Origin of the sequence: Plebeiibacterium sediminum (assembly GCF_026013605.1) — a bacterium.
Classification (GTDB): Bacteria; Bacteroidota; Bacteroidia; order Bacteroidales; family Marinilabiliaceae; genus Saccharicrinis; species Saccharicrinis sediminus.
The window spans coordinates 60861-77090 of the sequence record NZ_JAPDPJ010000011.1 but is presented as its reverse complement, the minus strand read 5'-3'; the positions used below and the strand labels follow the sequence as shown (position 1 = coordinate 77090).

12 protein-coding genes are annotated in these 16230 nt (G+C 29.7%); 11 read left to right on the top strand and 1 reads right to left on the bottom strand.

Going from position 1 to position 16230, the window contains the following annotated elements:
* Positions 1-21 precede the first annotated feature (21 nt).
* From OM075_RS07175 to OM075_RS07125, 11 genes are all read left to right on the top strand, one after another.
* Positions 22-1068: a polysaccharide deacetylase family protein gene (locus tag OM075_RS07175; RefSeq protein WP_301189807.1), complete on the top strand. Its 1047-nt coding sequence runs from the start codon at positions 22-24 to the stop codon at positions 1066-1068.
* Positions 1069-1142: 74 nt separating this feature from the next.
* Positions 1143-2210 carry a glycosyltransferase gene (locus tag OM075_RS07170; protein ID WP_301189806.1) on the top strand — a complete coding sequence of 356 codons (1068 nt, stop codon included), beginning with the start codon at positions 1143-1145 and terminating at the stop codon, positions 2208-2210.
* Positions 2203-3297, top strand: a complete 1095-nt coding sequence (locus OM075_RS07165; RefSeq protein ID WP_301189805.1) for a glycosyltransferase family 4 protein — start codon at positions 2203-2205, stop codon at positions 3295-3297. Before OM075_RS07170 ends, OM075_RS07165 begins: the two co-directional genes overlap by 8 nt.
* 38 nt (positions 3298-3335) lie before the next feature.
* The gene (locus OM075_RS07160; RefSeq protein WP_301189804.1) at positions 3336-4376 is read left to right on the top strand and encodes a Gfo/Idh/MocA family protein; all 1041 of its coding nucleotides are present in this window, start codon (positions 3336-3338) and stop codon (positions 4374-4376) included.
* 124 nt (positions 4377-4500) lie between these two features.
* Positions 4501-5379, top strand: a complete 879-nt coding sequence (locus OM075_RS07155) for a hypothetical protein (protein ID WP_301189803.1) — start codon at positions 4501-4503, stop codon at positions 5377-5379.
* A gap of 186 nt (positions 5380-5565) precedes the next feature.
* On the top strand, positions 5566-6321 hold the full coding sequence (locus tag OM075_RS07150; protein ID WP_301189802.1) for a hypothetical protein: 756 nt from the start codon (positions 5566-5568) through the stop codon (positions 6319-6321).
* A gap of 2 nt (positions 6322-6323) precedes the next feature.
* Complete coding sequence (locus OM075_RS07145; protein WP_301189801.1) at positions 6324-7346, top strand: hypothetical protein; 1023 nt, start codon at positions 6324-6326, stop codon at positions 7344-7346.
* 287 nt (positions 7347-7633) lie between these two features.
* Positions 7634-8362, top strand: a complete 729-nt coding sequence (locus tag OM075_RS07140; protein WP_301189800.1) for an FISUMP domain-containing protein — start codon at positions 7634-7636, stop codon at positions 8360-8362.
* Between the two features lie 45 nt (positions 8363-8407).
* Positions 8408-9865, top strand: coding sequence for an MBOAT family O-acyltransferase (locus OM075_RS07135; RefSeq protein WP_301189799.1), 1458 nt, complete (start codon positions 8408-8410; stop codon positions 9863-9865).
* Between the two features lie 9 nt (positions 9866-9874).
* Positions 9875-10783, top strand: coding sequence for a hypothetical protein (locus tag OM075_RS07130; protein ID WP_301189798.1), 909 nt, complete (start codon positions 9875-9877; stop codon positions 10781-10783).
* Positions 10784-11077: 294 nt separating this feature from the next.
* Positions 11078-12121 (top strand): hypothetical protein, encoded by a 1044-nt coding sequence (locus tag OM075_RS07125; RefSeq protein ID WP_301189797.1) that lies wholly within the window; start codon positions 11078-11080, stop codon positions 12119-12121.
* Positions 12122-12240: 119 nt separating this feature from the next.
* Here the strand turns inward: OM075_RS07125 and OM075_RS07120 are convergent, their stop codons facing one another.
* Positions 12241-15927: a SprB repeat-containing protein gene (locus OM075_RS07120; protein ID WP_301189796.1), complete on the bottom strand. Its 3687-nt coding sequence runs from the start codon at positions 15925-15927 to the stop codon at positions 12241-12243.
* Between the last annotated feature and the right edge of the window lie 303 nt (positions 15928-16230).

The window sequence follows — 16230 nt, the reverse complement described above, 5'->3', positions numbered from 1 at the left end:
TCTTCCTATTTGTTTAAGTCGATGAATAATTATTTAATAAAACATATAGCTCATCTATTTTCTCCTTTAATTAAATACTCAGGTATAGGCAGAATCTCTAAACAAATTTATGGGGGATATGGACATATTTTAATGCTTCATAGAGTTATCCCAACTGAAAATAAAACAAGGATTCATAATCATCAAAGTATTGAAATAACAGAGGACCAATTAAGTCAATTAATAAAATACTTTATTAGGAATTCATATAAGACAATTTCCTTAGATGAGTTATATAATCGGCTAATAAATAATGATCTGCCACGTAAGTTCGTGGTGTATACATTAGATGATGGTTACTTTGATAATTATCAATACGCATATCCTATTTTTAAAAAATATAATATCCCTTTTACAATTTATATTGCAAATAGTTTTCCAAATAAAAAAATACTATTATGGTGGTATGCTCTTGAAGATCTTTTATTAAAAAAAAATAGTTTTAGTCAAAAAGAATATTTTTTTTTAAATAAGATTAAATGTAAGACAGCATATCAAAAGGAGTTAGCGTTTAATTTAATACGCACCGAGTTACTTAAAATGAATAAAGAGGAATTGATTAGATTCTTTGATTTATTTGATATTGATCTTAACTCTTATAATGAGAAAATGAGTTTAACATGGGATCAGATTATTCAATTGTCAAACGATCCCATGGTAACTATAGGAGGGCATACGCAAAACCATTTAGCACTTGCAAAATTATCAGAAAAAGAGTGTTATTTAGAAATAATAAATTCCCAAAAAGAAATAGAACAGAAAATAGGTAAAAAAGTTACTCATTTCAGCTATCCGTATGGTAAAATAAATCAGGCAGGTATAAGGGAGTTTGAAATGGTAAAAGAAATAGGCTTTTCAACCGCAACAACAACAAGGTTAGCCAATATTTTTCCAGAACATAAAAACTATTTACAAGCTTTACCTCGCATTAGCATTAACTCTCAAACCAGCGAAAGTCTATTAAAAGCTAATATCGATGGAATATTTCCGATGTTTCGTAATAATTTTAGGAGAATAGTAACAGATTAGTCTTAATTTTTAAATAGTAATAAAACTTAAAAATTGATACCTGTTTTAGAGTAACACCTTACATGAAGTATTTGATGAAGAAACAGAAGAAAAATATTTGTATTCTTTCAAAAGATCTAGTTGCAGGAGGGGCAGAGAAACAAGCTTTAATGCTGGCCAAAACCCTAAATGAGTATCATAATATTTATGTAATTGTTTTTAAAAATATAATACACCACAGGAATCTTAGGTATATTGAAGAAAATAATATTCCAATTAAAGTTCTGAATGGCAGCTTATTTTTTAATTTGTTTGCTCTGTTTAAAGCCTTAAAAGCATATCATACAGATGTCTTAATCTCATATCTGTTTAAAGGGAATGTTTTATGTGGTGTAATTGGATTTTTGGCTGGAGTAAAAGTACGAATAGGTGGGGTTAGAAATGCTTTTTTAAAACCTCATAAAGAGATATTTGAACGTGTGATGCATAACCATTTTAATACCTATACAATATTTAATAACTTATCCGGTGCGGCGCTTTATTCAAGGAGAAAATTCAATAAAGAGAAAATTGTTGTAATACCCAATTGTATTATATCTCCAGCTTTAATCGAAAGAAAAGATGATAAAATTGTAGAAATTTTAACGGTAGGAAGATTTGTTCCTCAGAAAGATTACTTGACAGCTTTAAAGTCTATTAGTCTGGTTGTAAAGAAAGGTATTAATAATATTCATTATACAATAATTGGCTGGGGTGAATTGAAAGATACAATTAGAAGTTGGATTGTTGAATTACAATTAGAACAGTATGTAAGTATAGTAATTAATCCAACGAATATACTGGATTATTATAAAAGGGCTACAATATACTTATCTACCTCCCTTTTTGAAGGAATTTCAAATACGATAATGGAAGCAATGAGTTATTCATTACCATGTGTAGTTACTGATGTGGGAGATAATTCAAGACTTGTGAAAAACGAATTAAATGGTTTTATACTAAAAATGAAAGATGCAGATGGAATAGCAGATGCACTTCAAACTTTAATTTTAAATTTTGATATGAGGGATGCTTACGGAAGAAATTCCTATCAGATAATATCTCAAGAGTATAGTGTAGAACGTTTTACTAATGAATATTTAAAAATTATTGATAATGCCTAGAAAACCTAAAGTTGCTGTAATTGGAATCAAAGGACTGCCATCGTTTGTAGGTGCAGGAACTGCTGGTGAGCATATAATTAATAATCTAAAAAATGACTTTGACTTTTATGTTTATTCAATTTCTTCACATACTCATTTAAAATCAGGTCCTTATAATGGCGTATATCAAAAGGTATTTAAAAAATTACCATTTCTAAAACTAAATGGATTTTGGTATTATTTGATTTCAGCATTACATGCTCGTTTTAAAGGTAATTATGATGTCATTCATCTTCATAATAGTTTTGCCGCCTTTTCATTACTTTTTCTTAAGCCGAAGTATAGAGTAGTTTTAACTACACATGGAAGTTTCAATATTGTAGATAAATGGAAGAAATTTGAGTGGTTTTGGAATGCGAATAATAAATTCTATGTAAAAAAGGCTGATCGATTATGCTGCGTTTCAAAATTTGAAAAACGAAAATATAAAGATTTATTTAAACTAGATGCACAATTAATTCCTAACGGTATTGATCCAGTTAACGCAGCGTTGCTTCCTTCCATCGACCATAAAGATTATATATTTTTTGCTGCAGGAAGAATTATTCGCTCCAAAGGGTTGCATGACTTAATACAAGCCTTGCGACAAATTGATTATAAGGGCCATTTATTGGTTGCTGGAGATATGAACCAAATAAAAGATTATTCAGAGGAATTGTATCAATTAAAAGGTGATTTAAATGTTACTTTTCTGGGTATGATTAAGGAAAAGGAAAAGTTATTAAGTTATTTATCTAAGGCCACTTTATTTATTTATCCCTCATATGTAGAAGCAATGTCTATGATGCTTATGGAAGCGGTAACGGTCAATTGTCCTGTTGTGTGCAGTGATATAATTGGGAATAAAGACATTTTGAATGAAGATGAAGTACTGTTTTTTAAAGTAAGAGATGTAAATGATATTGCTAATAAAGTATCCTGGGCATTGTCAAATATCGAAGAAATGAAGAAAAAAGCAAATAAGGCCAAAGAACGATTTTTAAAGGAATATAATTGGGATAATATAGCTGAAGAATATAAATCTATTTATAATCAGTTAAATAGATGATGAAATATAATGCAATTATTAAATAAAAAGTAAATAATATGGATCAACCAAAACTTAAAATTGGAATAATAGGATTAGGTCGAATGGGATTAATGCATGCTGCTATATTTAATTCACTTCCTGATAGTGAGGTTGTTGCAGTTGTTGATCCTGCCATGTTTCCTGCAAAACCTCTAAATATGCTAAATCCTCGCATTAATGTGTATAAAAGCATCGACAAGATGCTTAAAAAAGAAACTATTGATGGAGTGTTGATTGGTAGTCCTGTTGGATATCACATTGAAAATGCAATGGAATGTATTAAGCATAATATTCCATTTTTAATGGAAAAACCATTAGCTGTTAAAGCAGGTGATGCAGAAAAACTGTTACAAGAATTGGAGAAACGCCAGATTCCAAATATGATTGGATATATGGCAAGAAATATTGATAGTTTTAAAAAAGGTAAGAAAATTATAGAAGCAAAAGCTCTTGGTAATATTATCAATGTTAAGGGTAGTGTATATGTTTCTCAATTATTTAAAAAAGGGAAAGGTTGGCGTTATGATCCAAAAATATCAGGAGGAGGAGTGTTGGAAAGTCAAGGTTCTCACTTGCTTGATCTGCTTTATTGGTATTTCGGCCCTGTTGAACGTGTTAATGCTGATGTTTTATCGGTATACTCTCCTGGTATAGAAGATTTTGCTCACGTTAATTTAAATTTTAAATCAGGCTTAAAAGGCTGGATGGATGCTTCATGGAGTGTTAGGTTTAAACGAAAGATGGAGTTAAGATTAGAAATTCTGGGAGAAAATGGAAATTTAATAATAACGGATGATACAGTTGATCTATTTCTGGATGAAGCAGTAGGTGATTATAATTCTGGTAAAATATTTTATTCTGCAAATGATCTATTTACGGGTGTATGTATAGATATTAATGGAGCTAAGTTTACAAATCAGGATATTGAATTTATTAATGCGATAAGGGAGAATCGTCAATCATCTCCATCAATACTTGATGGTTTTCATATACAAAAGGTTGTTGATGCATGTTATGAATCGGCAAATGATCAAGGTAAGCCAGTTTTAATTTCCTGATGAATTATAATAATTCATGCAAGCAGGTCAACAAAAAAGGCTTTCTGCCAGACAAAGATCTTAGTTGTGTGATAAATAAAAGATAAGATTTTCTCTAATCCATTTTAAAGTAAGTTTGATATATATGAAACAGTTAGATAAGATATTATTAGGTCACAATCCCCTTTTTGGTGTAGATCACTTATCTCAAGAAAGGGGAAATGCAAAACAACAAAAATTTGAGAACAAAAGTGCTTTAGTTGAGGTGTTAAGATATGCTCATAGTAAAGGAGTTAAGGCTATGATGATGTCAACTCACCCAAGATCAAAAGTTATACTGGATATCTTATCCACAGATCCTGTTTTGAAAGATGATTTTACAGTGTATCCTTTATTACCTTACATTGTAAAGTATGTGCGTCAGGCTAATGAAAAGGGAATGTTTAACGTTTTAACGGACTTACTTTCACAAGCTGGAGCGGGTAAAAGTTTATCAATGATGCTTACAGGTATGACAGGTCTAGTTGGTGGTAATTTATATAAAATGATAAAGATCTTAATTGATATTGAGATGTTACCATTTAAAGGTCATAAAATAGGTGCAATTTTTATGCATGATGCCCTTGTTGATCTTGCTCTTGGGTTGGGGTGTGATGAGGCGTTTGATGTATTTAGAGATCATATTCAAAAGGAATATGGTGTACCTGGAGGATTAATATCTAAAAATGTCCCACTATTACGAAATAGACTTGACGAAAGAGGGTGGGATGATTATTTAATAATGGCAGCATTCAATAAAACAGGTTTTTATTTAAACCCATCACTTGATGCAACTATTAAAGCAGTGCAGAAACCTGGAATGAATTTTATTCCAATGAGTACGTTAGCAGCAGGGGCGATTCCTCCGGAAGAAGCATTTGAGTTTATAGGACAATTTCCAGAAATTAAATCGGTTGTAGTTGGAATGTCAAAGAAAAGTCATATTGATCAAACAGTAGATCTTATTAATAAGTATATAAAATAACTTCCTTTTCGAATTGAATAATAATTTAACCAGCGGTTAATATTTTCTTTTAAGGATGAATTGAAATCATTTCTCAGGTTTTATTTTAAACTCCAACATATTATATAAGAATAAATTATGACAAGATTTATATTACAAATCATAATAGTCCTTTTAATTAACATCGGGTGTAATAGTAAAAATGATATGGAAAAAAATACAGACAATACTTATTTTCAATTAAATCCTGAAGTTATAAATAGAATTGCATCTAAAAGAATCTATTTTGGACATATGTCTGTAGGAAGAAATATTCTAAGTGGTACGTCGAGATACATATCTAACAATAGTTTAGATATTAAAATAGTAGATAATATCCCAATGACAGATTTGAATATTGAGAATGGCTTTATATATCATACTCAAATTGGTAAAAATGGAAATCCTTATTCAAAAATTAAGGATTTTGAATTTAAAATCAATAGTGAATTATCAACTAACATAGATGTGGCATTTTTTAAATTTTGTTATGTGGATTTTATTGAGGGAACAGATGTTGAATCAGTTTTTAAGATATATACAGAAACAATGGATTCGCTTTCGAGTAAATATCCAGATATTATTTTTACACATTCTACAGTTCCTTTAAGAAAACTTCAAAGTGGATTTAAAGCTTTTGTTAAGAAAATGATTGGGCGATCTATTGGACTTGAAGATAATATTGCACGAAATAAGTTTAATAAATTATTAAAGAAAAGATATCAAAATGATGCTGCTATTTTTGATATAGCATTATATGAATCAACAAAACCTAATAACCAAAGAGCGTTTATAAAGGTAGGTAATGATACTTGTTATACGTTAGTTCCCGATTACACATATGATGGAGGACATTTAAATACTATTGGAGAGGATTATTTAGGAGAACAATTATTAGTGTTTTTATCTCAAATATCTAAATAAGAATGTCTGAAAAAATTAGACCGGTAAAAGCTTCTGACTTGTTTCAATTACAAGAATTGTATAAGAAACGAAAGTGTGTACCTGAATTAAATTGGTTACTGCAAGATCCTGATGTTCCTGATAAACTTAATGGTTATGTTGCAGAAAATAAAGAAGGACGTATTGTTGGTATGATTGGATTTATATCCAGTATATATAAATATGGAGACAATGAAATTGTAGGTGTAATTCCTATGTCATGGAAAATAGAAGATGGGTATAAAGGATTAGCAGGTATACAACTATTCAAGAAGGTTTTACAACATGGTGAATTTAATCTGACTATTGAGGGATCAGAAATAGCTCAATCAATGTATTCGATGTTTGGATTAACAAATATAGGTTATTCTCATACTTGTATGAAATTGATCAAACCGTTAAAATATTATCTCACATTAGAAAACAAATCTCTTTATAAAAGAATTGGTAATCTAACAATTATGTTGCAAAGTTATATTAAAAGAACACCTAAGCTAAAAAATATTCTTAAAATAAAAGAAGTTGATGTTAATAGTGTAAATAAGGATATTCCATATATTCATAAGACATATATGGAAAAATATATGACAGCAAATTTCATCAAGTGGTTACTGAATTGTCCTGTTAATGAGTCCTATGGATTTGAGATTTTTAAAGATGAAGCATTTATAGGATATAGTGTATGTTATATCCATAAAATAAATAATAAATATAATAGAGGTAGGATTGTCTATATGCCAAATTTTGGTCATAATTGGTTACAAGCAAGAGAATTAATAGCATATTTAACAAGGTTTTTACAACAAAAAGGTTGTGTATCAATTAGTTTATCTCTGATGGATAGGGACTTATTAAAAGTCACAAAAGCTTCTAGCTATATAGATTATACATTAAAAGATAAACCAATCTTTGTAAAGCCATCTAATATATTAGAAACACTAGGTGTAGATGTTAATAAATGGTATATGCAATATACTGAAGGAGATAAGGCATATAGAAACATATAGTTGTACTTCTATAATTATAATATTTTATTGCCTAATTGAATTAATCTTGAAATCACATATTTTATATTGATGTCAGATTTGTTCCAAAACAAATGATTTTTAAATGTATAAATTTTATTGCTGTTGATTGGTCTGCAATAGATACATAAGTTTTATCACTAATTTTAAATTTCTACCATTAGTCAAATATTGATTTGATTTTAAATATATAAAGATTATCTTATTAGTATAAAAATATAAATTCTGATCTTAATTAGAGATTGATGTTTAACCAAATAATAGAAGATATGTTTAAAAATTTAATTCTTGCTTTATTAGTGATTTTTAGTGTATCATCATGTTCAGATGATCCAACAGAAGAAAAGGAACCTTTAACAATCGGATCTTTAGTTGATGTTGATGGAAATGTTTATGAAACTATCGTTATAGGTAATCAAACCTGGATGGCAGAAAATTTAAGAGTTACAAAGTATTCGGATGGTACAGAAATTCCTCTTGTAGTGGAGAATAATGCTTGGGGCGATTTACAGGATGGTAATGTAGATAAGGCATATTGTTTTTATGATAATGATGAGGAAGAGTATGGGGGTGATTATGGTGCTCTTTATACTTATGCTGCAGCTATGAATGGAGCTCCTTTAATTGAAGTAAATACGCAGGGGGTTTGTCCGGATGGATGGCACATACCATCAGAAAGTGAATGGCATGAATTGTTTGACTACGTTGGAGGTGTGGTTACTGCAGGTGGTTATTTAAAAGAAACAGGTACATCTCATTGGAAAAAAACTGAATCAGATGTTACCAATGAGTATTATTTTAATGCCTTACCTGGTGGGAGCAGATATTTATATGATGGTACTTTTGATAGAATTACATCTGTAGGATATTGGTGGTCAAGCTCTGAAAATACAGAATATGATGCTTATGCTGTTAGTTTATCAAATTCAACATTAGGTGTTTATACATCCTTATACGGAAAGTCATATGGATTCTCAGTTCGGTGTGTTGAAGACTAGAAAAAAAGGGACTATTATGTAATCAATATATTATATTGTTATAAAATGTTATTTAATTCGATAGAGTTCGCAATTTTTCTGCCAATTATTTTTGTAATTTATTGGTTTGTAGTAAATAGAAATTTAAAAGTTCAGAATTTATTACTTTTACTTTCTAGTTATATATTCTATGGTTGGTGGGATTGGCGATTTCTATCGTTAATAATTTTTAGCTCTATTATTGATTTTACAGTTGGATTACAGTTAGGCCGTGCGAAAAAAGAATTAAACAGGAAGTGGTTGCTCTTTATAAGTATCTTCATTAATATCGGATTGCTTGGTTTTTTTAAGTACTATAATTTTTTCATAGAAAGTTTTATTGATGCATTCACAGCCTTTGGACATTCACCCAATATTCATACATTAAGAATTATATTACCTGTAGGTATCAGTTTTTATACTTTTCAAACATTAAGTTACTCAATTGATGTTTATAGAAGAAAGTTAGAACCAAGTTATGATTTTATATCCTTTTTTGCTTTTGTAAGTTTTTTTCCACAATTAGTAGCTGGTCCTATTGAAAGAGCAACAAATCTTTTACCTCAATTCTATAAAAAAAGACAGTTTAACTTAGAACAGTCTATTGATGGATTAAGGCAAATGTTGTGGGGGCTGTTTAAAAAAGTCGTAGTAGCAGATAATTTATGTAAGATTGTAGATCCAATTTATAATAATCCTGATGAAATGTCCTCATTGGTTTTAATTCTGGGATTAGCATTGTTTTCTGTTCAAATATATACTGATTTTTCAGGTTATTCAGATATTGCAATTGGTATAAGTCGTCTACTCGGATTTAATTTAAAGATTAATTTTAGATATCCTCTTTTCGCTCGAAGTATAGGTGAACGATGGAGAAATTGGCATATATCATTGTCAACCTGGTTTCGGGATTACATTTATATCCCAATGGGAGGTAGTAGAGGTAGCAATCTGAATAAGTTTAAAAACACATTAATTTTATTCACAATTAGTGGATTTTGGCATGGAGCTAACTGGACTTTTATTTGCTGGGGTTTATTGAACGGATTATACTTTGCTCCATCAATGTTGAGGGGACGTAACAGACGCCATTTAGAACCTATTAGTAAAAGTAAAATATTTCCTTCTTTTAAAGAGTTTACTCAAATTTTTACTACATTTTGGCTTATTGCAACTACATATATATTTTTTCGGGCAGATAATATTCAACATTCTAAGCAGTATTTTCTGAGTATTTTATCAAATACAGAAATTCGTGAATCCTTTAGGTTTATAGAGAATAATTTGGAAGATTTTCTTAAGGCCATGTTTTTTACTTCTATTTTATTTTTAGTAGAGTGGATTAATCGAGATAAGCCACACGGTTTACATGGCGTTTTTGAGATGAAGCCAATAGTAGTTAGGTGGGGATTATATTTGGCCATTACTTTTTCAATTCTTATTTATGGAGGAGAACAGGCTCCATTTGTGTATTTCCAATTTTAAATTGTTGATATGAAGCAGTTTCTCAAAAAAATTATAAAGTATGTATTGGCATTTAGTTTAATTGTAGTTGGTTCAGTTATTTGTAATAAAATTTTTATAAATGCTGCAGGTTTGTTAAAACTTAAAAACGAAGTAAATACTATTGTTTTAGGTGCATCCAGAACTGTATATTCTGTAAATGATCACATGTTGACTCAAACAACCAACATTTCCGCTAATGCAGATGCTTTGTTTTATTCCTATATTAAGTTAAGGACCTTACATAGTAATAATCCAAATTTGAAAAGAATTATAGTTTGTTTGGGTTCTCGAAACTTATCCGATGAAATTGATACTCGATGGTTAACAAGTCCTAGCCATTTAGAATCACGCTTACCTCAATATATCCATTTTTATACAAATAAGGAATATTATAAAACATGGGAATATAATAAAGCGTCATTGATACATGGTATTATGAGATCTCCATTGTATACATTAAAGATGATAAAAAAACTGGTGCAAAGCCGAAATTTGGATATAAGGATACTTAATATAGGAGGATTTAAAGTAGATAATCGGAATATTTTAACAAAAGAAATTAAATCATTAAATGAAAATACAGAGGCAAAGATGTATAATATTTCAGTTTTAGAAGCAAATAATTTAAAAGATATTTATGATTATTGTAAAAACAAGAATCTAGAACTGATCTTTCTGGATACACCTATTCATAGCGCATTACAAAATTCTACCCATACTATGGATGCAGAAACCTATTTTAATAACTTTATTAATGAGAATTATTCCGATATACCTTATTATGATTATTCACGAATGAAATTAGATGATTCGTGCTTTAATGATTTAGTACATCTAAGCTATAAGGGAGCATTATTATTTACAGAAAAACTTATTGATGAAGGTGTGGTGCAGTAATTAATCTGTTTTAATTAATTATTGTATTTTATACATAATTGTAATATTTATCATCTTTGATATTATTATATTTAGTGTATGAGCAAGATAAGTTGTGGATAACTATTCATGTTGAATTAGAGGTAAGATTGTTTTAAGAATTATTAATCTGATACGCATAATAATCATTAATGATTATGGAGTTTTATTAATTTTATAATGTTTTCTCAATACAAAAATTCAAGAAAGAATTTCTATTAATTTGTTTAGTAAGTAAATGTTTTTGATATAGATAGGCAATTCAAAAAGTAATGTATGAAATGCGAATTATACTTAAATTCTATAAATAGGCACCTTCAACAAGTTTATACTGGTTTTAGTGAGCTTAATCAAAAAGGTGTTTTTAGTTCTTTTAAAGTCTTTATTAATAAAAGAAAGGACTTGAAACATAATCAAACCTTAATGGCAATAGTAAATGGAGTAAAAATTATTTATGATGTAAGGGATGATTATAACATACCGGAAGAATATTTTGATTTTGAATTTGATTTTTATTTTAAAAGAGATTGCTCTAGACAATATTTTAAAGATTTGGACATATCAGAGAAAATTTTTCCTTTAGGATTTAATTATCTGGTTACAAGTGATCAAAATTTTGGTTTAGAATTTAAGTATATTATTAAATTCCCAGGCATGCTTAAATACATATTAAAGCATACTTTTATTAGTAGCTGGATGAATGACTTTAAGTGGGATGTTTGTAATTTTAATAATATCGAAAGAATGCCTTTATTCTTATCAGACCCTAAAATACTATTTTTAACAAGAACATGGAATCCTGAAGAAATTTCAGAATCAAAAGAAAAGAAGGATGAACGACGTTATATAAATGATACAAGAGCTAAGTGTATTGATTTATGTAGAAGAGAATTTGGAGATATCTTTTTAGGTGGTTTTGCAAATAGTGAATATTCAGATAAATTTTATAAAGAATATTGTGTAAATAATTCTAAAATTGTCTCTAAAGAAGGTTATTTTAAAGTATTGGATGAATCTTCAATTTGTGTATCAACAATGGGATTACATAAGTCTATCGGTTGGAAAATGGGTGAATATGTGGCAAAATCTAAAGCAATTGTTAGCGAGGAGTTTATTTCTGAATTACCAGGAGATTTTAAAAAAAATCAAAATTATTTAGAGTTTAGAGAGCCAAATGAGTTAATTGAAAATATACAAAGACTAATTGATAATCCAAGCATTCGAGAATCAATGATGCTTAATAATTGGCTTTATTATCAACAAAATTTAAGACCAGATATGTTAGTGTATAATACTCTTTATAAAGTCTTTAATGATTAAAAAGTTCTAATTTAAAATGCTTTTGTTGTAAACTGTATTTCAGGACTAGACAAAAATAAAGAAGAAAGAGGCTGTTAATATTTACGAACAGCCTCTTCTTTTTATGAGTTTTTGAAAGGTTATTTTATTTTAATTATATCAATTATATCTTCTTCATTTTCCTGTCTCAATATGATTGTATATGGGCCATTGGGATTTGAGTTACCATTTTTATCAACAGAGATATCAATAGTAATCTTATTCTTCCCGATTATACTTGTTTCAGAAAAATTTAAAATAGTATCTCCATTCTTACTTTCAGCAATTATTTCAACAGTTGATACAATTGGACTTGTATATTCAATAGCGATCAGACCTGTTGTTGGATTTGGATAGAATTTTAAAATTTCGAGTGGGATTGATTTTTTAACTATTGTAAAACTTAATTGTTGGCTGCAATTGTTAGCGTCAGTTACCTCAACAGTATAGGTTCCATTACTAAGTTGATCTCTATTTTGAGAAACAGCACCATCACTCCATGTGAATGTATATGGCTCTGATCCTCCGCTTACAGTAAGATTAATAATACCAACCTCATTATCGTATTCTGTGTCTGTTTTTTCTCCAGTAACAACAAAGTTTTCACAAGGATCTGAAGTTGAAATGTAATCAAAATTTTCAGAATCCCTTAAATTATTACATATTAGATCTATGTGATATGTTCCGTCATTACAAGTTGAGCAGATATTAGAAATATTGATACTAAATCCAGATTGAACAATTTGTTCAGAATTATCGATAACATTATTACCTGCATCATACAATATGTATGTTATGTTGTTACACTCACCTGAAGTTGTAAAATATGTAGTTAATACTCCATTATTTATTTGAACACTTGAAATTTCAATTTTATTTTCTTTTACAGCAAAGGACCTATTAACAGAACAATTATTAGCATCAGTTACTGTTACTGTATAAATTCCGACATCTAAATTAGTTCTGTTTTCTTCAGTTGAAGTATCATTCCATAAGTAACGATAAGGTTGAGTTCCTCCTTCAATAGCTAAAGTAATAGTCCCATTTTGCTGTTCGAAGTCTGAATTGGAAATATAACCATCAATAGTAAAATTATTGCAAGGATCAGTGGCTACTGCATAATTGATACTTTGTTGTGCAGACACATTTCCACATGATAAGATGAGGTTATATGTTCCGTTTGTACATGATGGACATTCATCAGGAATGTTAATACTAAATCCTGTTACAATATCAGAAATTGGACCAATTACAGTATTACCATCAAAAATAAGAGCGTAAGAAACACTTGAGCACTCCCCAGAAGCAGTAAACTCTGTTGTTATAATTCCATCTGTAATATTAGAGGATATTATATCAATTGAGTTTTCTTCTACTGTAAATGTATCATTTATGGAGCAATTAGAATTATCTGTAACAGTTATGGTATAGTCTCCTGCCATTAAATTTGTTCGATCCTTATTTGTATTGCCATCATTCCAATTATAGGTATATGGTTCTGTCCCTCCGCTAATATTTAATGTAATCGAACCATTACTCTGTTGGTAATCTTCATTAGTAGTACTCCCGGATAAATTAAAGTTAATACAAGGGTCAGACTCAGTATTTCCTATCGAAGGTTTAGAATAATTTATAATTTCACTGTCAGAAAGATTTCCACATGTAATTGATAAATTATATGAGTCAGTAACACAATCAGTACATTCCGAAGATAAGTTTATTGAAAATCCAGATTGAACATCTGACGTTGTGGTATAAATATTATTTCCGGAATTGTCGTCAATAATAATAGTTGCAGTAGAACATGAACCTGTAGAACTAAAATATGTTGTAATAATTCCATTATTTATATCAATATTATCAATGTAGATACTGTCCTCATTTACTTCAAATGTTTGTTGAATTTGACAATCATTATCATCTGTTACTGTAACAGAATATGATCCTCCACTTAAATTATCCCGATTCTGATCAGTTACGTTGTTATCGGACCATAAAAAAGAATATGGTTCAGTACCACCAGAAACTTCTAATGTAATAGATCCGTTGTTAGTCCCTTTTTCCGAGTCTGTAATTTGACTTTCTATACTTAGATTGCATTTATTATCAAATATCCAGTCCTCAAGGTTAGTGTAACCATTGCCATTATCATCATTGTGCGGATTATTTGGAAGATTTATTTCATGATTTGTTTCCTGAAAATCCGGGTAACCAATGCCATCACTGCCATAATATGTACCGGGATAGATTCCAAATACGCGAAGATCATCTCCACTAACAGTAAGAGTAGCATAGCTTCCTTTTGCAGTAGTTTGTATAATTATGTGATGAGAATCTTTATGAGGGTGGTCAATTGCTACTGTACCTGAAGGTAATTGATTGTTAATGGCAGATAGTACTGCAGTTACTGATGTTAAATTTTCATTTAATCTTATGTTTGTACCATTAACTGAAAATGAAACCGGATTGCTGGAAAAATTATAGCCGTTTTCCATGTTACCATCTTTTGTTCTCCACCCAAAAAATGGGTCCATGTTATATGCTCTTGCAGGAAGGTCTGTTGGACTATTTGTGAAATTACCAGTTCTGTTTTTTAGTCGGTTTAAGGCATCAATATCATATTTATCTCTATCCCAATAAAATGCTCCTACTTGATCGTATATATATTGTTCTACATCTGAAGAAGGAAGTATGTCATAATCATTTAAATTAAGACCTGTACTAGCAGGATTCGTTACTAAAACAGTACTTCGTTTTGTACTTGACCAGTTTTCTGTATATGCATTATCAATATCAGAATGGCCTTCCTGTTTTCGTACACAAAGATTATCATTTAAATATATTCTGGAATTCTCAGGAACATAACTGGTTAAATAGCATGAGTGTTCAGCTAAGGAACTTCCAATTCTGCCTTCTGTTGGAAAATTAACATTTCCAACCAGGCAAGCCCAGGATCCTCCTTTAGAACCATTTATTTCAGTAGCCCTATAAGAGTATGTATATATAAAATTATTGGCATGTACTAGAGTTACAGCATCATATGCTGGATTACGATAAGTGGTCCATCCTAAAAAGTTTCTAATAAAAGAAAAACTACCTTCATATAATGGAACTAAAGGCCCATAGCCATGAGCTTCTGGATTATGAACTCCACTTTCATCAGCGTGTGCTGAATAATGTAGTGGATCATAAAATAAAGTGTTAGAAAAAGTTGTATTTGATGCGTAACATGAAACGATTTCATCTTGAGACCAAGATATACTACAATGGTCAATTACAACGTTTTCTGCATCATCTGTTACAGCAATACAATCTCTAATATCAACGTTCCCGTTTGGTAATGGGTAATCACCAAATCGTATTTTTAAATGTTGAATTAGAATATCGTGTGATTGTACATATATACCACATGAAAAAATAGTAACACCAGGAGATGGAGCTGATTGTCCATATATATTCACATAAGGATTTCTTATGGTAATTCTTCGTGTACTAGTTTTTGAATAATCAATTACACCGCCAACTTTAAATAAAATAATTCTAGGATAATCTCTGCCAATACACCATTCAAAAGAACCGGAGTTGCTTGAAGATTGAACAGAACCTGCATCTAGTACGTCTACATATAATATAGTCGGTGTTGAACTACCGCTATATGCCCCTCTGGAATCTGATCCAAAACCCATTGCCCCTGGAAATATTTTTTGTGCATTAACTTCACCTGATAAAAAAGCAAGTAAAATTGGGATGAAATACACAAAAAAAATGAGTTGTTTAATTTTTACCATTAATAAAAACTTTTGATGATTAAAAAAATACACTAACTATATATTAGTCACCATAAAAGTTGAGAGAATTGTCAAGTATTACATGTTAAATTATCTATGATAATAAACTTAGTTATTTGACAATTTTAAGTTCTAGAAATAAAAATGATAATATGCAAACTAATGCCAAAGGTAGTGACAAATGAAATAAAATGCAATTACATGTATAGGGTTTTTATTGTATTTAATTGTTTGTCAGAGGTAAAAAATAGTAATAGTGATTTTTTGACAAGATTGATTTGATTCAGTTTTTTAGTCGAAAAA

Coding starts and splice junctions, on each gene's coding strand:
- OM075_RS07135 (WP_301189799.1), top strand. CDS start 8,408: ATGTTATTTAATTCGATAGAGTTCGCAATTTTTCTGCCAATTATTTTT.
- OM075_RS07175 (WP_301189807.1), top strand. CDS start 22: ATGAATAATTATTTAATAAAACATATAGCTCATCTATTTTCTCCTTTA.
- OM075_RS07170 (WP_301189806.1), top strand. CDS start 1,143: ATGAAGAAACAGAAGAAAAATATTTGTATTCTTTCAAAAGATCTAGTT.
- OM075_RS07140 (WP_301189800.1), top strand. CDS start 7,634: ATGTTTAAAAATTTAATTCTTGCTTTATTAGTGATTTTTAGTGTATCA.
- OM075_RS07130 (WP_301189798.1), top strand. CDS start 9,875: ATGAAGCAGTTTCTCAAAAAAATTATAAAGTATGTATTGGCATTTAGT.
- OM075_RS07145 (WP_301189801.1), top strand. CDS start 6,324: ATGTCTGAAAAAATTAGACCGGTAAAAGCTTCTGACTTGTTTCAATTA.
- OM075_RS07160 (WP_301189804.1), top strand. CDS start 3,336: ATGGATCAACCAAAACTTAAAATTGGAATAATAGGATTAGGTCGAATG.
- OM075_RS07125 (WP_301189797.1), top strand. CDS start 11,078: ATGAAATGCGAATTATACTTAAATTCTATAAATAGGCACCTTCAACAA.
- OM075_RS07155 (WP_301189803.1), top strand. CDS start 4,501: ATGAAACAGTTAGATAAGATATTATTAGGTCACAATCCCCTTTTTGGT.
- OM075_RS07165 (WP_301189805.1), top strand. CDS start 2,203: ATGCCTAGAAAACCTAAAGTTGCTGTAATTGGAATCAAAGGACTGCCA.
- OM075_RS07120 (WP_301189796.1), bottom strand. CDS start 15,927: ATGGTAAAAATTAAACAACTCATTTTTTTTGTGTATTTCATCCCAATT.
- OM075_RS07150 (WP_301189802.1), top strand. CDS start 5,566: ATGGAAAAAAATACAGACAATACTTATTTTCAATTAAATCCTGAAGTT.